At 72.9% G+C, this 19,295-nt stretch carries 21 protein-coding genes; 4 read left to right on the forward strand and 17 right to left on the reverse strand.

The features are described from left to right. Positions 1–220: 220 nt before the first annotated feature. Positions 221–1,018 carry a trypsin-like serine protease gene (locus DER29_RS20875; RefSeq protein ID WP_121399394.1) on the reverse strand — a complete coding sequence of 266 codons (798 nt, stop codon included), beginning with the start codon at positions 1,016–1,018 and terminating at the stop codon, positions 221–223. A 193-nt stretch (positions 1,019–1,211) separates the two neighbouring features. On the opposite strand from DER29_RS20875, the gene DER29_RS20880 reads away from it, so the two are divergent. Continuing rightward, positions 1,212–1,478, forward strand: a complete 267-nt coding sequence (locus DER29_RS20880; protein ID WP_121399395.1) for a hypothetical protein — start codon at positions 1,212–1,214, stop codon at positions 1,476–1,478. 146 nt (positions 1,479–1,624) lie between these two features. Here DER29_RS20880 and DER29_RS20885 read toward each other — a convergent pair whose 3' ends face one another. Next, entirely contained in the window at positions 1,625–2,170 is a 546-nt protein-coding gene (locus DER29_RS20885; protein ID WP_121399396.1) for a hypothetical protein, read from the reverse strand. Between the two features lie 246 nt (positions 2,171–2,416). Between DER29_RS20885 and DER29_RS20890 the strand changes: the two genes are divergently transcribed. Next, on the forward strand, positions 2,417–2,737 hold the full coding sequence (locus tag DER29_RS20890) for a hypothetical protein (protein ID WP_121399397.1): 321 nt from the start codon (positions 2,417–2,419) through the stop codon (positions 2,735–2,737). A 118-nt stretch (positions 2,738–2,855) separates the two neighbouring features. Here the strand turns inward: DER29_RS20890 and DER29_RS20895 are convergent, their stop codons facing one another. The 4 genes from DER29_RS20895 to DER29_RS20910 all read right to left on the reverse strand — a co-directional run bounded on the left by DER29_RS20895 (position 2,856) and on the right by DER29_RS20910 (position 5,878). Beyond that, positions 2,856–3,323, reverse strand: coding sequence for a ribose-5-phosphate isomerase (locus DER29_RS20895; protein ID WP_121399398.1), 468 nt, complete (start codon positions 3,321–3,323; stop codon positions 2,856–2,858). A gap of 72 nt (positions 3,324–3,395) precedes the next feature. Continuing rightward, on the reverse strand, positions 3,396–4,595 hold the full coding sequence (locus DER29_RS20900) for a DUF1015 family protein (protein WP_121399399.1): 1,200 nt from the start codon (positions 4,593–4,595) through the stop codon (positions 3,396–3,398). A gap of 94 nt (positions 4,596–4,689) precedes the next feature. Continuing rightward, entirely contained in the window at positions 4,690–5,043 is a 354-nt protein-coding gene (locus tag DER29_RS20905; protein WP_121399400.1) for a hypothetical protein, read from the reverse strand. Between the two features lie 211 nt (positions 5,044–5,254). Then, positions 5,255–5,878 (reverse strand): disulfide bond formation protein DsbA, encoded by a 624-nt coding sequence (locus DER29_RS20910; RefSeq protein ID WP_121400082.1) that lies wholly within the window; start codon positions 5,876–5,878, stop codon positions 5,255–5,257. 211 nt (positions 5,879–6,089) lie between these two features. Between DER29_RS20910 and pepN the strand changes: the two genes are divergently transcribed. Next, on the forward strand, positions 6,090–8,639 hold the full coding sequence (gene pepN, locus DER29_RS20915; RefSeq protein ID WP_121399401.1) for an aminopeptidase N: 2,550 nt from the start codon (positions 6,090–6,092) through the stop codon (positions 8,637–8,639). 85 nt (positions 8,640–8,724) lie between these two features. Here the strand turns inward: pepN and DER29_RS20920 are convergent, their stop codons facing one another. From DER29_RS20920 to DER29_RS20930, 3 genes are all read right to left on the reverse strand, one after another. Beyond that, positions 8,725–9,132 carry a DUF5130 family protein gene (locus tag DER29_RS20920; protein WP_121399402.1) on the reverse strand — a complete coding sequence of 136 codons (408 nt, stop codon included), beginning with the start codon at positions 9,130–9,132 and terminating at the stop codon, positions 8,725–8,727. Continuing rightward, positions 9,119–9,406, reverse strand: a complete 288-nt coding sequence (locus DER29_RS20925; RefSeq protein WP_121399403.1) for a hypothetical protein — start codon at positions 9,404–9,406, stop codon at positions 9,119–9,121. The genes DER29_RS20920 and DER29_RS20925 overlap by 14 nt, the downstream gene beginning before the upstream one ends. A gap of 73 nt (positions 9,407–9,479) precedes the next feature. Beyond that, a complete protein-coding gene (locus DER29_RS20930; protein ID WP_121399404.1) occupies positions 9,480–10,943 on the reverse strand; it encodes an amidase in 1,464 nt (487 codons plus the stop codon). Positions 10,944–11,152: 209 nt separating this feature from the next. On the opposite strand from DER29_RS20930, the gene DER29_RS20935 reads away from it, so the two are divergent. Then, the gene (locus tag DER29_RS20935) at positions 11,153–12,091 is read left to right on the forward strand and encodes a dienelactone hydrolase family protein (RefSeq protein WP_121399405.1); all 939 of its coding nucleotides are present in this window, start codon (positions 11,153–11,155) and stop codon (positions 12,089–12,091) included. A 106-nt stretch (positions 12,092–12,197) separates the two neighbouring features. On the opposite strand, the gene DER29_RS20940 is transcribed toward DER29_RS20935, so the two are convergent. From DER29_RS20940 to DER29_RS20975, 8 genes are all read right to left on the reverse strand, one after another. Next, entirely contained in the window at positions 12,198–13,226 is a 1,029-nt protein-coding gene (locus DER29_RS20940; protein ID WP_121399406.1) for an amidohydrolase family protein, read from the reverse strand. After that, entirely contained in the window at positions 13,226–13,750 is a 525-nt protein-coding gene (locus DER29_RS20945; protein WP_121399407.1) for a 3-hydroxyanthranilate 3,4-dioxygenase, read from the reverse strand. The genes DER29_RS20940 and DER29_RS20945 overlap by 1 nt, the downstream gene beginning before the upstream one ends. Continuing rightward, a complete protein-coding gene (locus tag DER29_RS20950; RefSeq protein WP_121399408.1) occupies positions 13,747–14,175 on the reverse strand; it encodes a RidA family protein in 429 nt (142 codons plus the stop codon). Before DER29_RS20950 ends, DER29_RS20945 begins: the two co-directional genes overlap by 4 nt. Then, a complete protein-coding gene (locus DER29_RS20955) occupies positions 14,172–14,945 on the reverse strand; it encodes a 2-keto-4-pentenoate hydratase (protein ID WP_121399409.1) in 774 nt (257 codons plus the stop codon). Before DER29_RS20955 ends, DER29_RS20950 begins: the two co-directional genes overlap by 4 nt. Further along, positions 14,942–16,003 (reverse strand): 4-hydroxy-2-oxovalerate aldolase, encoded by a 1,062-nt coding sequence (gene dmpG, locus DER29_RS20960; RefSeq protein ID WP_121399410.1) that lies wholly within the window; start codon positions 16,001–16,003, stop codon positions 14,942–14,944. Before dmpG ends, DER29_RS20955 begins: the two co-directional genes overlap by 4 nt. Beyond that, positions 16,000–16,941: an acetaldehyde dehydrogenase (acetylating) gene (locus DER29_RS20965; protein WP_121399411.1), complete on the reverse strand. Its 942-nt coding sequence runs from the start codon at positions 16,939–16,941 to the stop codon at positions 16,000–16,002. Before DER29_RS20965 ends, dmpG begins: the two co-directional genes overlap by 4 nt. Continuing rightward, positions 16,938–17,732, reverse strand: coding sequence for a 2-keto-4-pentenoate hydratase (locus tag DER29_RS20970; protein WP_121399412.1), 795 nt, complete (start codon positions 17,730–17,732; stop codon positions 16,938–16,940). The genes DER29_RS20965 and DER29_RS20970 overlap by 4 nt, the downstream gene beginning before the upstream one ends. Positions 17,733–17,798: 66 nt before the next feature. Continuing rightward, a complete protein-coding gene (locus DER29_RS20975) occupies positions 17,799–19,280 on the reverse strand; it encodes a 2-hydroxymuconic semialdehyde dehydrogenase (RefSeq protein ID WP_121400083.1) in 1,482 nt (493 codons plus the stop codon). Between the last annotated feature and the right edge of the window lie 15 nt (positions 19,281–19,295).

A 19,295-nucleotide genomic window follows, 5' to 3' on the forward strand; every position in this document is an offset into this window, starting at 1 on the left:
GTCCATCTCCGGGTAACAGCGGAAGAACTGGCCGCGCGGGCTCGATGCCGGGTGCGTCCGGCATCCGCCGCCGGAACCGCAGGCAGCCCTCCAGCGCCACACGCGGCGGTCGGGTCGGCGCGTGCGCGGCGGTCGGGCGGACCCACAGGCAGGGGGCCAGCCGGAGCACGCGCGGGGGCCCGGCCGGACGAGCCGGCCGGGCCCCCGGGGGCGGTGCGGTTCAGCCGCCGAGGCTCGCCGCCGCGGAGGCGATCGCCGGGGCGAAGGTGCTCACCTGGGTGTAGACGCCGGGGTACGAGGGCCGGGCGCAGCCGTTGCCCCAGCTCACGATGCCGACCTGGATCCACGCGTTGCTCGCGTCCCGCCGGAACATCGGGCCGCCCGAGTCCCCCTGGCAGGTGTCGATGCCGCCGCTGGCGTAGCCGGCGCAGATCTCCTCGTTCGCGATGATCTGGCCGCCGTAGTAGGAGTTGCAGGTCGCGTCGCTGACGAACGGTACCGTGGCCTTGCGCAGGTAGCGCTGCTGCGCGCCGCCCTCGCGGGTGGCACCCCAGCCGGCGACCGTGAACGTGCCGTTGTCGTACGCGGTGCTGGTGGCGATCTTCAGCGTCGGGAGCGTGGTGACCGGCGTGGCCAGCCGGATCAGGGCCCAGTCCTTGCCGTTGCCGTTGTAGCCGGGCGCCCGGTAGACGTAGTTCGAGCGGACCTGGATCCGGCTCGACGACTGGAGGTCCACCACGCCGAGGGTGGCGGTGATGCTGGTGTTCGTGCCGGTCCCGCCGACGCAGTGCGCGGCCGTCAGCACCAGTCGCGGGCTGTAGAGGGAACCGCCGCAGCCCATGGAGAGCCGGACCATGAAGGGGAACTCGCCCTGCGCGGCCAGCGTTCCGCCCACGACGTACGGGGTCACCTCGGGCCCGGGCTTGGCGGAGGCCGGAACGGCCAGGACGAACGAGCCGGCGGTGACCGCCACCAACGCGGCGGCCAACCGGCCGACGAGTGTGCGCCAACGGACCATGGGAGCCTCCCGAACCCTCGCGACGCGCCGAGGCGGCGCGCCGGAAACCGATGGCGGGAGCCTATGGAGATCTATCGATGGATGGCAATGCTTCGACACATCCCGCGTCGGTCATACCGCAGCCGACCGGAATTCGGCGCGCCGGACGCACACCGCCCGTTTTGCGCCGGGACCGCCCGGGTACGGCCTTGACATGGACACGAACACGAAGGCACACCTGGTTGGCGGACCCCGCGACGGCAGCACCATCGACACGGGCGGCGACGCCCTGCTGGAGGTGGAGATCGACGGCATGATGCACCGGTACATCCGGACCACGAAGCAGCACGGCGAGGACGGCACGGTCTACAACTACGACGGAATGGTGGCGCCGGACGGCGGGGAGCCCGGCGTCGAGGACCCGGAGGCCCGGGTGGCCTCGCCGAAGGCGGACGCGGAGGGTCACGGCGGGAAGCACTGATCCCGCGGATCAGCCCCGGCCGGGGGCGGATGAACCGCGGTCGGCCGGGTAAGCAGCCGGCGACCTGGTGGAACGACCGGAGGTCGCGAGACGCCGCGACCGGGCGCGCGGGCGGGCGGCGCAGGCCGGCCCGCCCGGGCGTACGGTCAGTTGTTGCTGATCCAGTTCCAGGCCGACACGACCCACTCGGTCTGCTGGAGGTAGGCGATCCCGAGACCGGCCAGGAAGACCGCCGTCACCAGGTGCGCCCCGCGCGCGCTGCGCCGCACCCGGCCCAGTTGACGCTCCAGCACCACGCGGCCGAGCAGCCGGGCCAACGCGAAGAGGCCGGCGGCCACCAGCAGGCTCAGCAGGAAGATCAGGAACGGGCCGCCCAGGTTCCCGCCGCCCGAGATCGCCCAGATCCCCCAGCAGACGAAGGCGAAGAGCGCGCCGGCGGCACTCCACTCGCCGCCGCGCTTCAACTGCTCGACGTGCCAGCTCAACGGCCGGCGCGGGGCAGGCGCGCCCGGCCACCCGGTGCCCGTCGGCTCGTGCTCGACGACGGGGAACGGCTCGGTGCGCGTCGTACGGGACTGCCCGACCGAGGCCACCCCCCGCTGGAACGCGTCGCGCTGCGGCGGCACCCCGGCACCGGGCTGCGGCGGCACCTCGACGGTCCGCTCGGCCCACGGCTGCGTCTGGTCGACCATCTCGTCCCTCCCCTGGACCGACGGCGACCACCGGCCACCGTCTGTTCCGAGGGTAGCCAGCCGGCAAACCGGTCGCCGAGGCCGTACCGGGGCGCGGGCCCCGATCCGCCGGCCACGGTGAGGGCCGGTCGACCCCGGCGACGGCCGACACGCGCGTCGTCGTGACCGAGGTCACCGGCCACCCCGCCCGCCGCCCGCCGGACGCGCGAGCCGGCGCCGACCGGGCCGGGGCGGTACGGTCGGCTGATGGGCGAGACGGAGCGACGCCGGCGCCGGCTACGGCACCCGCGCGGTGACACGGGCGGAACCGAGGGCCCGAACGCGACGACCGTCGGGGTGCACGACGGCCCCGAGCCGCCGCGTGGCCGCCGGGGCGGCCCGGGTGACGAGGGCGATCGCGGCCTGCGTGGTCTCGTCGGCCCCGGCTCCTCCCAGGTGAGCGTGACCGCCGCGATGCGGGCGCGCGACGCCGCCCGCCCCACGGACGAGGACCTGGCCGAGGCCGAGGAACGCGTCGTGGTCATCCGCCGCAACTGGACGCCCCGCGAGGACCTCCCCCGCCGCTGACCGCGGATCCTGGGAGCGTGCGGAAGGTCACCGCGCGACGCGACCGGGAGACGGTCTTCCCTGGGGCGTGTTCCGTCCAGGATCCGCACCCCCCGGCGTCACCCGGCCGGGTGGGCGGTCAGGGAAGCGTGGGGAGCTGGCGGGTGCGCTCGTAGTCGGCCACCTGGGCGATCCGGCGGGCGTGCCGCTCGTTGCCCGAGAAGGGGGTGGTCAGGAACGCCTCGACGATGGCGGTGGCCTCGTCCAGCGTGTGCTGGCGGGCGCCGACCGCGACGACGTTCGCGTCGTTGTGCTCGCGGGCCAGCTGGGCGGTGTCGATGCTCCAGGCGAGGGCCGCCCGGACGCCGGCCACCTTGTTCGCGGCGATCTGCTCGCCGTTGCCCGAGCCGCCGATGACCACCCCGAGGCTGCCCACGTCAGCCACCACCCGGTCACCGGTGTGCAGGCAGAAGGCCGGGTAGTCGTCGTCCGGGTCGAAGGCGTGCGGGCCGACGTCGACCACGTCGTGCCCCTCCTTGGCCAGGTGGTTGACCAGGTGCACCTTCAACTCGAAACCGGCGTGGTCGGATCCCAGGTAGACGCGCATACCGCGCAGTCTGTCAGGCGCGCCTCCGGGACGACGCGCGGGCGGCGCCCCGGAGGCGGATTCGTCACAGGATCAGCGGGACAGCTCGGCGACCACCAGGCCGCCGCGCGCCTTCGGGGTGAACCAGGTGCTCTTGCGCGGCATCTTCTCCCGCGCCAGGTTGACCGCGACGAAGTCGTCCACCGTCACCGGGGCGACCAGCACCGCCAGCTCGGCCCGGCCCGCGTCGACCTCGCCGGTCAGCCAGCTCGCCGGGTAGTCGCCGCCGACGTAGGTGATCCGCTTGTCGCCCGGGTCGAGCCCGAGCGCGTCGCGCAGCAGCAGCCGCTCGACCAGGGCGTGGTCCAGGTTCTCCAGCCGGTTCTCGCCGACGTGCGGCAGGGTGACCGCGTACCCCCGGCCGGCGAGGCGGAGGTGGACGGTGCCGCCGGCCGCCGGGACCTCGACCGGGCCGTCGATCGGACTGATCTCCGCCCCGGCGGCGCGGAGCCGGGCGAGCAGGTCGTCGGCGGTGGTCGTCAGCTCGCTCACCAGCCGGTTGTAGGGCTGGATCGCCACCGACGCCGGGGTCGTGATCACCGACAGGAAGCGCGGCAGCCCGCCGGTCTGCGCGGCCAGGCTGCGGTGGTTGCCGTCGGCCACGACCAGCTCGCCGCCGCCCGCGAGGGCGGTCAGCTCGTCCTGGGCCGGGCCCGGCCCCAGCAGCCAGATGGCGTGGGTGCGCCCGGCCTGGTCGGTGTCGGTCGCCGCCGGCGCGCCGGCCGCGTCGGTCGCCGCCGCGAGGGCCGCGTGCAGCTCGTCGCCGCGCCCGGTCTGGAGCAGGAGTACGGGCGACAGCAGGTGGCCCAGGGCCTCGGCGAGCGCCACCCGCTCCCGCACCTTGGCGATGAAGACGTCCTCGTTGCGGATGACCAGGCCGGGCTCGTCGGCCCGGGTGGAGATCTGGTCGGTGTCCACCATGGCGAAGAGCCCGTACGCGTTCTCCTCCCCCGGCGCGCTGATCCGGTAGAGGACCACGACCTGCTCGGCGGGCGTGTAGCTGCCGTCGGCCTTGGCCTCGGCGAGCCGGGTCACGGCGTCCGGCAGGGCGTCGAGGAAGGGCTTCCCCAGGCTCTCCGGCGCCCGGTGCGGCATCTCGATGCCGAGGGCACTGTGCGGGTTAGCCTCGATGATCGCGGTGATCTCCGCGTCGTCGGCGAACTCGTCATAGTTCTGCGCGCCGGTGCCGCCAGTGGTGATCCAGGCCCGGGCGATCGGATGCACGACCGTCATGGGCGAAGACGCTACCGGCGACGCGGGTCCCGCCGGCGCGGGACCCGCGCGGGGTCCACCAGATGAAAGAGCTACCGGGGCCGGTGGGCCGGATTCAGGCGGTGCGGTCGGACTGTCCCGCCGCCCGGCGGTGCCGGCCGCCCGGCGTGGGGCCGCCCGCCGGTCGCCGGCCCGGCACGCCCGGTCCGGCGGGCACGATCCTGCGGGTCCCGGTCGACGCGGCCGGCACCGGCCGGTGCTCGGCCGGTGGGGTGAGCCGGGAGGTGGCCGGCACGCGGGCGACGCCGACCACGATCGGCGGGGCGAGCAGGTCCACCATGTGGGCGGGAAGGTCGGGACGGACCGCCGGCCAGCGGGAGTCGTCGACCGACCAGTACGCCGCGTCCGGGCGCTCGGTCACCCCCTCCCGGGTCGACGGATCGTCACCGGGCACACGGTGCTTGGCCATCGGAACTGCCTCCACGAGCTGCGGGGTGCGGCCCTGCGGGTCGCTGCGGCGGACACCCGGGCCAACGATCCCGCCGCCACCCCGGTGACGCCCGCCTCGCCCTCCCCCGGCCCCGCCTCCTCCGTCGGTCAGGGGGTCCGGGCCGGGAATTCCGACGCGACCCCTGACCGGTCCGGGCGGCGCCCACCGGAGGGCCGGAGAAGGGAGCGGGTCAGTCGAAGGTGGGGTCGCGGTCGCGGGAGCGCTTCAGCTCGTAGAAACCGGGGGTGCCGGCGACCAGCAGGACGCCGTCCCAGAGCCGGCCGGCGGCCTCCCCCTTCGGCGCCGGGGTGACCACCGGGCCGAAGAACGCGACCGTGCCGCCGTCCGGGCCGGGCGCGTGGATCACCGGGGTGCCGACGTCGGTGCCGACCGGACGCATGCCGGCCTCGTGGCTGGCCCGCAGCGCCTCGTCGTGGGCGGTGCCCTCGGCGACGTCGGCCAGCGCCGGGTCGAGCCCGACGTCGGTCAGCGCGGCGACGAACAGCTCCCGCGTGGCCTTCTCCCGCCCGAGGTGGATCCGGGTGCCGAGCGCCGTGTAGAGCTTCCGGACGGCGTCCTGGCCGTACCGCTGCTCCACCGCGACGCAGACCCGCACCGGGCCCCAGCCGGTGCGCATCAGCTCCTGGTACCGCTCCGGCGGCTCCCGGCCCTCGTTGAGCACCGACAGGCTCATCACGTGGAACCGGATGTCCACGTTGCGGACCCGCTCCACCTCCAGCAGCCAACGGGAGGTGATCCACGCCCACGGGCAGAGGGGGTCGAACCACATGTCTACGGCGGCACGCTCGCTCACGGCGGGTCCCTTCACGACGGGTGCGCCGGCCTCCCGGCACCTCCTGCGATCCTCACCCCGGCGCGTACCGACCGGCAGCGGAATGAGAGCGTGACCTCGCCCACCACGGTGTGTTCGTGCATGGAAGACTCGAAACCGGCCGTCACGAGCGGTCGATGACGGCGCCACCAGGGCGTGCGGCGAAACGGGATGGAGACGAAAAGTGCCGGGAGTGCGCAACCTGACGCAGGTCGAGGCCACCGAGCGGGCCCGCCTGCTCGACGTGACCGGATACGACATCAGTCTGGACCTCTCGTCCGCCGTACGGGCGGCCGAGGCTCGCACCTTCCGCTCGACCACCGAGGTGCGTTTCCGGTGCGCGGAACCCGGCGCGAGCACCTTCATCGAACTGGCCGCCGACTCCGTGCGGTCCGCGACGCTGAACGGCTCTCCGGTGGACCTGGGCGACTGGTCGGCCGAGAAGGGCCTGACCCTGTCGGGACTGGGCAGCGAGAACACGCTGGTCGTCGAGGCGGACTTCGCGTACTCGAACAGCGGGCAGGGGCTGCACCGCAGCGTCGACCCCGTCGACGGTGAGACCTACCTCTACAGCCAGTTCGAGACGGCCGACGCCCAGCGGGTCTACGCCTGCTTCGACCAGCCAGACCTGAAGAGCGTCTACACCTGGCACGCCACCGTCCCGGAGCACTGGAAGGTGATCTCCAACATGCCGGTGGAGCGGGAGGAGGCGGCGGGCGAGGGACTGAAGACGGTCCACCTCGCCCCCTCGGTGCGGATGAGCACCTACATCACCGCCCTCTGCGCCGGGCCGTACCACGAGGTGCGCGACAGCCACGACGGCATCGACCTGGGCGCGTTCTGCCGGGCCTCGATGGCGCCGCACCTCGACTCGGACGACCTCTTCCTGGTCACCAAGCAGGGCTTCGACTTCTTCCACGAGCAGTTCGGCGTGCGCTACCCGCTGCCCAAGTACGACCAGCTGTGGGTGCCCGACTTCAACGCCGGCGCGATGGAGAACTTCGGCTGCGTCACGCACGCCGAGGCGCACTACCTCTTCCGCTCCCAGGTGACCGACTACGAGTACGAGCAGCGGGCCAACACGATCCTGCACGAGCTGGCGCACATGTGGTTCGGTGACCTGGTCACCATGCGCTGGTGGAACGACCTGTGGCTCAACGAGTCGTTCGCCGAGTGGGCCAGCCACTGGTGCAACACCCACGCCACCCGCTTCACGGAGGCCTGGACGACGTTCCTGTCCATCCGGAAGAACTGGGGCTACCGGCAGGACCAGCTCTCCTCCACCCACCCGGTCTACTGCGAGATGCCGGACCTGGAGGCGGTCGAGGTCAACTTCGACGGCATCACGTACGCCAAGGGCGCGAGCGTGCTCAAGCAGCTCGTCGCGTACGTCGGTGAGGAGCCGTTCCTGGCCGGCCTGCGGGCGTACTTCGCCAAGCACGCCTGGGGCAACGCCACCTTCGACGACCTGCTCTCCGAGCTGGAGACGGCCTCCGGCCGGGAGCTGCGCAAGTTCGCCGCCCAGTGGCTGGAGACGGCACAGGTCAACACGCTGCGGCCGGAGCTGACGATCGGCGCGGACGGCACCTACGAGCAGGTGGTCGTGCTCCAGGAGGCGCCCACCGCGCACCCGACGCTGCGTACCCACCGGATCGGGGTGGGCCTCTACGACCTGACCGACGGCCGGCTGGTCCGCCGCGAGCGCCACGAGCTCGACGTCACCGGCGAGCGGACCGAGCTGACCGCGCTGCGCGGCGTGCCCGCCGCCGACGTGCTGCTGCTCAACGACGACGACCTCACCTACACCAAGCTGCGCCTCGACGAGCGGTCGATGGCCACCGTGGTGCAGCACATCGCCGGCTTCGAGTCGTCGCTGGCCCGCGCGCTGTGCTGGACCGCCGCCTGGGACATGACCCGCGACGCCGAACTGGCCGCCCGCGACTACGTGGCGCTGGTGCTGGCGGGGCTGCCCGCCGAGACCGACATCAACCTGGTCAACGCCGCCCTGCGCCAGGCCAAGACGGCGCTCAGCTTCTACGCCGACCCGGCCTGGGCGCCGACCGGCTGGGCGGAGCTGGCCCGCACCGCGCGCACGACGCTGGCGACGGCGGAACCGGGCAGCGGCTTCCAGCTGACCTGGGCCCGCGCGTACGCCACGGCGGCCCGTTCGGCCGAGGACCTGGCCACCCTGCGCGGCTGGCTGGCCGGCACCGACGTCCCGGACGGGCTGTCCATCGACACCGAGCTGCGCTGGGCCGTGCTGGACGCGCTGGTCGCCAACGGCGCGGCCGGCCGCGCCGAGATCGAGGCCGAGCTGGCCGGGGACCGGACGGCCAGTGGCGAACGCGAGGCCGCGTACGCGCACGCGCTGGTGCCGACGGCGGAGAACAAGGCCGCCGTCTGGGCCCAGCTGACCGGCCCGGAGGCGCTGCCGAACTGGCGCAACCGGGCGCTGTTGCAGGGCCTCATCCACCCGGCGCAGATCGAGCTGACGGTGCCCTACCGGGACAGGTACTTCGCCGTGGTGGACCAGGTCTGGGGCAGCCGGGACAGCGAGCCGGCGCAGGAGTTCGCGCAGCTGGCGTACCCGGCGTACCTGGTGGACGACGAGACCGTGGCGGCCACCGACGCGTGGCTGGCCGGCGACGGCCACCCGACGTCGCTGCGCCGGCTGGTGGGCGAGGGCCGCGACGGCGTCGTCCGCGCCCTGCGGGCCCGCGAGCGGGACGCCCGCAGCGCCTGACGCACACGTCACACGACGAAGCCCGGTCCGCGTCGCGGACCGGGCTTCGTCACTCAGGTGCGGGCGCGAGACGCGCCGCAGTCGGTCAGCCCTTGCCGGCGTGGCTGGCGAGCTGGTCGAGGCCGTTGATGATGCCGCCGGCCAGGTCGCCGCCACCGAACGCCGCCACCATCGAGAGCGCGGCCAGCCGGGCGTAGGTGTCGGGGATGCGCTTGCGGGCGTGCCGACCGGTGACGATCTCCAGCTGCCGCTGGTTGGGCGACACCGCGATCAGGACCGACCGGTCGGGCTCGGCGAGCTGGCGGTGCAGCCGCTCGGCGTGCTCCCGGATCGGCTCGTCGAGACCGCCGACGAAGACCGAGAAGACCAGGCCGGTGCCCTGGTCGGCCAGGCGCAGGGCCTCGTCGATGCGCAGCAGCTGGCGGGTCGAGAACGGCCCGTCCAGCACCTCGGGCGGGGTCCCCGTCCCGGCCTGCTTCTCACCAACGGTCACTTGCGCCTCCGGTTCCACCGGCCGGCGGCTCGACGCCGGCCCGCTCGAGCTTGTGGCTGGTCAGCGCCGGCGCCTGCGCGCCCGCTGCCAGGGCGGTGCCGGCCGAGTCGGCCAGCTGCTCCGGCCGGCCCAGGAACCAGACCGGAGTGAAGTCGAAGGGCCGGCCCGGTCGGTAGCGCTTGGCGCCGCCACCGCCGCCACCACGGCTACCGGCGTACGCCAGACCGGCGATCACCAGCACCGCGGCCGCCGGGATGCCGACGAAGACCAGCAACGTCTCGGTTACAGACAATCCCAACGCCCCCAGGCGGAAGAAGAGACCTCAAGGATCCGGGTCGGGTGGACGATCATGGCGCCGACCGCCCGACACCGCTGCCATTCACGTTAGCGGAGCCCACGGCCCGCCAGATTGCGGGGTGGCGATCCCAACCGCCACTGGAGTGCTCCAGTTGCGCAGCCGTGGCGATCAACCTCGCGTCGTCGCCGTACCGACCGGTCAGCAGGACCCCCACGGGCAGCCCCTCGGCGGTGACGCCCACGGGCAGGGACACGGACGGATCACCCGTCACGTTGAACACGGCGCAGTACGGCGAGAACCGGCGTTGCCGGTCGAAGTCCTCCGCCGGGTCGCCACCGGAGGCGAACCAGCCCAGCGGCGCCTGTGGCGCGGCGAGGGTCGGGCAGAGCAGCAGGTCACAGCCGGCGGTGCGGCGCACGCCGAGGCGTACCTGCGCCTGGAGTTCGCCGAGCGTGGCGCTGAGGGTGCCGGCCGATATCTCCGCGCCCCGGGCCCGCAGGTGCCGGGTCAGCGGCAGCAGCGCGCTCTCCCGCTCCCGTGGCACGGGCGCGAGCGCCAGCACGTACCAGACGATCTCGAACAGCGGCCACACGGCGGGCCCGAGGGGCGCGGGGACGTCGACCACCTCGTGGCCGGCGGCGGTGAGCAGCGCCGCCGCCCGGTCCACGGCGGCGGCGCAGTCGGGGTGGACCGGCTCGTCGGCGAGCATCGGGGCGGTGAACCGCCCGACGCGCAGCCGCCCCGGGTCGGCCGCGCGGGCCGCGCCGAGCCAACCGCCCGCGGACGGGGCGGGCGCCAGGTAGGGCTCGCCGGGCACCGGCCGGGCCAGCACGTCGAGCAGCGCCGCCACGTCGGCGACCGTACGCCCGATCGGCCCGTTGGTCGGCAGGCCGTAGGCGCCGGAGCCGACCGGCCCGCCGGAGACCAGCCCTCGGCTCGGCTTGTAGCCGACCAGGCCGCACAGCGACGCCGGGATGCGCAGCGAGCCGCCGCCGTCGGAGCCCTGGGCGACCGGCACCAGACCGGCCGCGACGGCCGCCGCCGCCCCTCCGCTGGAGCCGCCGGCGGTGTACGCCAGGTCCCACGGGTTGCGGGCCGGCGGCGCGACCAGCCCCTCCGAGTAGAGCGAACAGCCCAGCTCGGAGGTGGTGGTCTTGCCCAGGCTCACCAGCCCGGCCGCCGCCATGAACCGGACCACGTCGGCGTCCACCGGCGGCACGAAGTCGGCGAACGCCGCCGAGCCGAAGGTGGTGCGCACCCCGGCGGTGAGGGTGAGGTCCTTGATCGCGGTCGGCACGCCGTGCAACGGGCCGCGCCCGTCGGCGGGGGCGGCGTCGGCGGCGCGGGCCGCCGCGCGGGCCCGCTCGGGGGTGACCGTGACGAACGCGCCGACGGTGTCGCCGAGGGCGTCGACCCGGGTCAGGTGGTGCTCGACCAGCTCGACGCTGGACAACTCGCCGCCGGCGATCGCGGCGGCCTGCTCCAGCGCGGTCAGGTCGTGCGGCTCGGCCATCCCCTCATCCTGCCCGCCCGGCTCCCGCTCCGCCGCACGACACGACCGGCCGGCGGTGCGACGAGCGCCATATCCCCCTGACATGACCACATCGGGATGACCGGCCACCGGCACCCGGCACAGAGGATGGAGACAGATCGAAGACGATCACCCCCACCGGTGGCCCCGCACCGCCGCCACCGCCCCCCACCCCCGCAGGGAGCGTCACCGTGCAACCCGTACCCGCCCTCCACCCCGGCCCGGGCCGTCGCTGGGCCTCGCGCGCCACCCGTCCGCTGCTGGCCCTCGCCCTGGTCGGCGCGAGCCTGGCCGCCACTCCCGCCGCACCGGCCGGCGCCCGGGACCTGCCCCCGTCCGCGCCGCTGGCCGCCAACCCGTACGAGCGGGGACCCGCGCCCACCGTGGCCAGCATCGAGGCCACCCTCGGCCCGTTCGCCACCGCGCAGACCACCGTCGCCGCCGGCAGCGTCAGCGGCTTCGGCGGCGGGACGATCTACTACCCGACCAGCACCGCCGAGGGCACCTTCGGCGCGGTCGCCATCTCCCCCGGCTTCACCGCGCGCCAGACCTCGGTCGCGTGGCTCGGCCCCCGCCTGGCCTCGCAGGGCTTCGTCGTCATCACCATCGACACCCGCTCCGTGTACGACCAGCCGGCCAGCCGGGGCACCCAGTTGCTTGCCGCCCTGGACTACCTGACCAACACCAGCACCGTCCGCACCCGGATCGACCGGAACCGGCTCGCCGTGATGGGTCACTCGATGGGCGGCGGCGGCAGCCTGTCGGCGGCCAGCACCCGGCCCGCGTTGCAGGCGGCGATCCCGCTGACCGGCTGGCACACCCAGAAGAGCTGGTCGTCGGTGCGCGTACCGACCTTGGTCATCGGGGCCGAGAACGACACGGTGGCCCCGGTCTCGTCGCACTCGGAGCCGTTCTACACCAGCCTGCCGGCCACTCTGGACAAGGCGTACCTGGAGCTGAACGCGGCGAGCCACTCCGCGCCCACCTCGTCGAACGTGACGGTGGCGAAGTACAGCATCTCCTGGCTCAAGCGGTTCGTCGACGACGACACCCGCTACGAGCAGTTCCTCTGCCCGGCCCCCCGTGGCTCGGCGATCGAGGAGTACCGGGACACCTGCCCGCACTCCTGACCCCACGCTCCGGAGCCGTCGCGCGCACTGGGGGCCGCGACGGCTCCGGATTCCACCCGCCGGGCGGCGCGGGGTCCTCCGAGGTCCGCGTCGCCCGGACGCGGGCTCAGGAGCGGGTGCCGAGGAACCGCAGGGCGTTGCCGCCGAGCAGCAGGGCGCGCTGTTCCCCGGTGAGGAAGTCCGCCTCCCGCACCACCCGGCCGACCGGCCGCTCCCCCAGCGGGTACGGGTAGTCGCTGCCCACGAGCACCCGCTCGGCGCCCATGGTGTCGACCAGCAGCCGCAGCGCGGGCGTGGAGAAGACCACCGAGTCGACGCAGAACCGGTCGACGTACGAGCTGGGCGGGGCAGTGGAGGCGCCGCGTACCAGGTCGCCCCGGCGGTGCCACGCGTTGTCGGCGCGGCCCAGCCAGAACGGGAAGCTGCCGCCGCCGTGCGCGAAGCAGATGCGCAGCGTGTCGGGCACCCGGTCGAAGACGCCGCCGAGGATCAGCGCCAGCACCGACAGGTGCGTCTCGGCGGGCATCCCGGCGAGCCAGCGGGCCATCCACCGGTCCAGCCGGGGGCCGCCCGGCATGTCCCACGGGTGCACGAAGACCGGCGCGCCCACCTCGGCGCAGTGCGTCAGGAACTCCACGATCCCGGCGTCGTCCAGGTCGCGGTCGCCGACGTGGTTGCCGATCTCCACGCCGGCGTGTCCGGCCGCGAGGCAGCGGTCCAGCTCGGCGCAGGCCGCCTCCGGGTCCTGCAGCGGCACCTGGCAGAACGGCACCAGCCGGTCGCCACCGGCGGCGGTGACCTCCAGGGTGAGGTCGTTGAAGATCCGGGCCACCTTCACCGCCTGGTCGGCGGGCCGGTCGTAGCTGAAGAAGACCGGGGTGGGCGAGACGACCTGCACGTCCACGCCGTCGGCGTCCATGTCGCCGAGTCGGGTCGGCGCGTCCCAGCACTCCGCCCCGACCGGGCGGAACTCCGTCTCCCCCACCATGATCATGGCCGCCCGCTCGGAGTCGACCCGCAACCAGGGCCAGCCGGAACCGCCGCACGCCGCGCCGAGGTCCGGCCACCCCTTCGGTACGACGTGCGTGTGCACGTCGACCACGGGAGGCCGCGCCGGCCCGGGCCCGGCGGGCATCAGCCCTTACCCGGGTGCAGCGCGCCGCAGTTCGCGCAGGTGCGGGCGGCCTCGTCGGCGTAGAACGCCTGGAACACCGGGGGCAGGTCGGCGGCAATGTCCCTGACCTGCAACTCCACCTCGTGCACCTTGTGCCCGCACTCGGTGCAGTACCACTGGAACTTCTCCAGCGTGCCCTCCTCGCGGACCCGCTCCACGACCACGCCGATCGAGCCGGCCTCGGGCCGCTGCGGCGAGTGCGGGGTGTTGCGCGGCAGCATCCACATCTGGCCCTCGCGCACGTGCACCGTACGCGGCCCCTCCGGGGTCATCAGGTTGACGTGCATGTTGCCCTTGACCTGGTAGAAGAACTCCTCGTACGGGTCTACGTGGAAGTCGGTGCGCTGGTTGGGCCCGCCCACCACCATCACGATGAAGTCGTCCCCGCCCGGGAACATCTCCTTGTTGCCGACCGGCGGCTTGAGCAGGTGCTGGTTCTCCGCGATCCAACCTGGGAAGCTGAACGGCTCCGCGATCTCACTCACGACTGACCTCCTGACGGAAGAAGGGCCACGGCCTGGATCTCGATGAGCAGGTGCGGGTGGGGTAGCTGGTGCACGGCGACGGTGGTGCGGGTGGGTCCGGTGGCGTCGAAGTATTCGGCCCAGACCTGGTTGTAGCCGCCGAAGTCGTTCATGTTGACGAGGTAGGTGGTGACCTGGACGAGGTCGGTCAGGTCGGCGCCGACGGAGCGCAGCAGATCTTGGATGTTGTCGATGACGGCGCGGGTCTGCGCGCGGATATCGAGGTTGGTGGTGCCGAACTCGTCCACGTCGACGCCGGCGAAGGTGTTGTCGGGGCGGCGGCTGGAGGTGCCGGAGACGAAGACGAACCCGCCGGCGACCTTGACGTGCGGGAAGGCGCCCCGGGGCACAGCCTTGCCCGCGACGACGCGTGCGAGCCCGCTCATGCCGACGCCCGCAGCGAGGCCGTGCCGAGGTTCTCGACGACGGCGCGGACGTGGGCGCCGGGTTTCAGGGGGACGGCGGCGGTGGCCGCGCCGGCCAGGAAGACCCAGCCCTCGCGCAGCCGCACCCCGTGCCGGCCGGCCAGCCGGATGCCCTCGTCGAGGGCACGGCGAGGGTCGCCGAGGATGGCGGCGGTCGAGCCGACCTGCGTCACCCGTCCGTCGACCTCCAGCAGCACGCCCAGGTTCTCCAGCCCGTCGGGCACCGGGCTCCACGGCCCGATGACGAACGCGGCGGCGGAGGTGTTGTCGGCGATGACGTCCGGCAGGGAGAAGGTGAAGTTCGCGTACCGGGAGTCGATCAGCTCGATGGCGGGGGCGACCGCCCGGACCGCGTCGGTGAAGTCACCGATGGGTTCGCCGGGTTCGGGCAGGCGGTCGAGCAGGAACGCCACCTCCGGCTCGACGCGGGGATGGATGAAGGCGCCGACGTCGAGGGTGCCGCCGTCGGGGACGCGCATGGTGTCGGTGAGGTGGCCCCAGATGACCTCGTCCACGCCGACCTGCGCCATCTTCGCCTTGCTGGTCAGGCCCATCTTCAACCCCACCAGGCGCTCGCCCCGGTCGAGGCGGCGCTGGATCAGCGCGGTCTGCACCGCGTACGCGGCATCCACGTCCAGGCCCGTCTCGGCGGCCAACTGCGGGATTGCGGTGGCGGTGTCGGCCGCCACGCCGAGGCGCTCGGCGATACCGACAGTGTCCGGCCCGATCATGATTTCTCCTTGCCGGCGAGGTCCAGTGCCACGTCCACGATCATGTCCTCCTGGCCGCCGACCATGCGGCGGCGGCCCAGCTCGACCAGGATGGAGCGCACGTCCACGCCGTACTTGTCCGAGGCCCGCTCCGCATGCCGCAGGAAACTCGAATACACCCCGGCGTAGCCGAGGGAGAGGGTTTCCCGGTCGACCTGCACCGGCCGGTCCTGCAACGGCCGCACGACGTCGTCGGCGGCGTCCATCAGGGCGAACACGTCACAGCCGTGCTGCCAGCCGTGCAGCTCGGCGACCGCCACGAACACCTCCAGCGGGGCGTTGCCCGCCCCGGCGCCCTGCCCCGCCAGGGAGGCATCCACGCGCACCGTGCGCCCATGGCTCGCCTGAGCGCTGGCGGCGGCGTCGCCGAGGATGCGGCCGTGCTCCACCGCGATGACACTGTTGGCGACGCCGAGGGACAGGTTGTGGTGGGCGTGGATACCGATCTGCGTGTCCGGTGCCAACACCTGCCGGTACGCGTCGACCCGCTCGGCCACATCGGACATGAGCAGGCGTCCGCCGGAGTCGGTGACGTAGACGCAGTGCGCCCCGTACGACTCCATCAACTTCGCCTGGGCGGCGAGGCCGGCCGGGTCGTTCATGTGCGACATCATCAGGAACCCGGAGACGTCCATGCCGTTCTCCCGCGCCCACGCGATGTGCTGCGCCGAGATGTCGGCCTCCGTGCAGTGCGTGGCGATGCGCACACTCGTCACGCCGAGGGCCTTCGCCGCCTTCAGATCCGCGATCGTGCCGATCCCCGGCAGCAACAACGTGGTCAGCTTCGCCGAGGTCATCACCTCGGCCGCCGCCGAAATCCAGTCGGCGTCACTGGCCGCACCGTGACCGTAGTTGACGCTGGAACCGGCGAGCCCGTCGCCGTGGGCGACCTCGATCGCGGCCACCCCGGCCGCGTCCAACGCCGCGGCGATGGTGCGGACCTGCTCGACGGTGTAGCGGTGGGCGACGGCGTGCATGCCGTCGCGCAACGTCACGTCCTGGATGTACAGATCAGTCATGACAGGACCTCCGAGGCGGCCTCGGGCCGCAGCGCGACCAGGCGCTCCGCGGTGCGCAACGCGGCCGAGGTCATGATGTCCAGATTTCCCGCGTACGCCGGCAGGTAATGGCCCGCGCCGGAGACCTCCAGGAACACCGACACCTGCAACCCGCTCAGGTGCCGACCCAACGACGGCACATAGGTGTCGACCCGGTCGAACTGCACGTCCTGCTTCAACCGGTACCCCGGCACGTACTCCTGCACCGACGCCACCATCGCCGCCACCGCCCCGGCGATCGCCGCCCGATCCGCATCGGCGTCCTCGCACAGGCAGTAGACGGTGTCGCGCATCAACAACGGCGGATCCGCCGGGTTCAACACGATGATCGCCTTACCCCGCTGCGCGCCACCGACGACCTCGATCGCCCGCGCCGTGGTCTCGGTGAACTCGTCGATGTTCGCCCGCGTCCCCGGCCCCGCCGACCTCGACGCGATCGACGCCACGATCTCCCCGTACGCCACCGGCGTCACCCGACCGACAGCGGCGACGATCGGCACGGTCGCCTGCCCACCACACGTCACCATGTTCACGTTGCGCTCACTCAGATGCTCATCCAGGTTCACCGGCGGCACCACATACGGACCGACCGCCGCCGGCGTCAGATCCACCACCAGCCGACCGTGCGCCGCCAACACCGCGTCGTTGCGCCGATGCGCACCCGCCGAGGTGGCATCGAACACCAACTCCACATCAGCGAACTCCGGCATCGCGACGAGACCGTCGACGCCCTCGGCGGTGGTCGCCACACCCAACCGGCGCGCCCGCGCCAAACCGTCGGAGTCGGGGTCGATGCCCACCATCGCCACCATCCGCAACGACTCGGAGAGCCGCAACACCTTGATCATCAGATCGGTGCCGATGTTGCCCGACCCGATGACCGCCACGCCGGTGGTCACGACGCCTCCTTCGAGAAGCACGTGCGGACAGAGCCCAGGCCGGAGATCCGTGCCTCGTAGGCCGCGCCCGGCGTCACCGCCACCATCGGGCCGAGCGCCCCGGAGAGCACCACGTCACCGGCGCGCAACGGATCACCCGAACGCGCCATGGTCTGCGCCAGCCACTGCACCGCGTGCAGCGGGTTGCCCAGGCACGCCGCGCCCGCTCCGACCGACACCGGCTCACCGGCCTGTTCGAGGACCATGCCGCAAAGCCGCAGGTCCACGTCGGCGAGCCGACGCGGCGTGGTGCCGAGCACGAACAGGCCACTGGAGGCGTTGTCCGCCACCGTGTCCACGATCGAGATGTCCCACCCCGCCACCCGCGAATCCACGATCTCGATCGCCGGCAACACGTGATCCACGGCCCGGATCACGTCCGCGCTGGTGATCCGCTCGTCGGGTAGGTCCGCGCCCAACACGAACGCGACCTCCGCCTCCACCCGAGGCTGCAACAGCCGGTCCATCGCGACCTCGGCCCCGTCGGGCACCGCCATGTCGTCCAGCAGCACCCCGAAGTCCGGCTGGAACACCCCGAAGCTCTCCTGCACCGCCCGGGAGGTCAGCCCGATCTTCGCGCCCACCCGCCGGTGGCCCCGCTGCAACCACTGCCGCACCTGGAGCTGCTGCACCACGTACGCCGACGTGACGTCCCCCTCGGGCAGCAGCCGCCCGCGCAGCGGCGCACACGGCGTGCCGTTGTCCCGCGCGTCGACCAGTTCCCGGGCCGCCGCCTCGTAATCAACGCTCATGTCGACTCCTCACTGCCCGCGAAGCCGCCACGGGGCTCCACGCCACTGCGCCTGATGCCTGCACGCTCATGTCAGGTCCACGCAGACGTTGGTGAGTTCGGAATAGAAACCCAACGAGTGCACGCCACCCTCACGCCCGATACCCGACGCCTTCACCCCACCGAACGGCGTGCGCAGATCCCGCAGGAACCACGTGTTCACCCACACGATCCCCGCATCCAACCGCGCCCCCGCCCGATGCGCCCGGCCCACATCCCGCGTCCACACCGCCCCCGCCAGCCCGTACTCCGTACCATTGGCCAACGCGAACGCCTCATCCTCATCGTCGAACGGCGCCACATGCACCACCGGCCCGAAGATCTCCTCAGTGTTCGTCCGCGCATCCGCAGCCAACCCGGTCAACACCGTCGGCTGCACGAACGCACCACCGTCACGGGCGTCACCGAAACGCGGCACACCACCCCCGGCAAGCACCTGCGCACCCTCGGCACGGGCAAGGTCGTAGTAGCCGAGCACCTTGTCCCGATGCTGACGCGAGATCAACGGCATGTTCACCGTCGCCTCATCCGCAGGCCATCCGAACGGCAGCTCGGCGGCCCGCTCCGCCAACCGCGCGGTGAACTCCTCGAACACCGGCCGCTGCACATAGATCCGCTCGGTGCACAGACACACCTGACCACCGTTGGTGAAGCTGGAACGCACCGACCCCGCCACCGCCGCATCCAGATCGGCATCGGCGAACACAAGCCCGGCGTTCTTGCCACCCAACTCGAACGACACCGCCTTCACCCCGTCGGCAGCCGCCCGCATGATCGCCCCGCCGGTCGACGACTCACCGGTGAAGGTGATCGCGTCCACCCCCGGATGCCGGGTCAAAAGCTCCCCCGCCGAATCCGGACCGAAGCCATGCACCAGGTTGAACACACCCTCCGGCACCCCCGCGGCGGCCATCACCTCCGCCAGCAGCGTCGCCGACGCCGGCGTCTCCTCACTCGGCTTCACCACCACCGCGTTTCCGCACGCCAACGCCGGAGCAACCTTCCACGTCAGCAGCAGCAACGGCAGGTTCCACGGCACGATCACCGCCACCACACCCACCGGCTTACGCACCGCGTAGTTCAACGCCCGCCCACCCGACGGGGTGACCGTCGTGAACGACTCCGTCGGCGCCGTCGCCACGATCTCCGCGAACGCACGGAAGTTCGCCGCACCACGCGGGATATCCAGAGTGCGAGCCTGCGAAATCGACTTACCCGTGTCGGCGACCTCCGCGGTCACCAGATCGTCGAAGCGGCGCTCCAACTCGTCGGCGACCCGACGCAACACCTCCGCGCGCTCCCGCTCACCCATCCGACCCCACGGCCCCCGCAACGCCGCCCGCGCCGCCGCCACCGCGTCGTCCACACACGCCCGATCCGCCTCGGCCACCTCGAACACCGGCTCACCCGTCACCGGACTGCGCTTGACGAACCGCCGCCCGCCCTCGACGAACTCACCCCCGACGAAGTTGCGCAGCAGGCCCGGGCCGTCGGGCGCCCGCCCGGCCATCAGCCGGGGATCCCA

Source organism: Micromonospora sp. M71_S20, from assembly GCF_003664255.1.
GTDB lineage: Bacteria > Actinomycetota > Actinomycetes > Mycobacteriales > Micromonosporaceae > Micromonospora.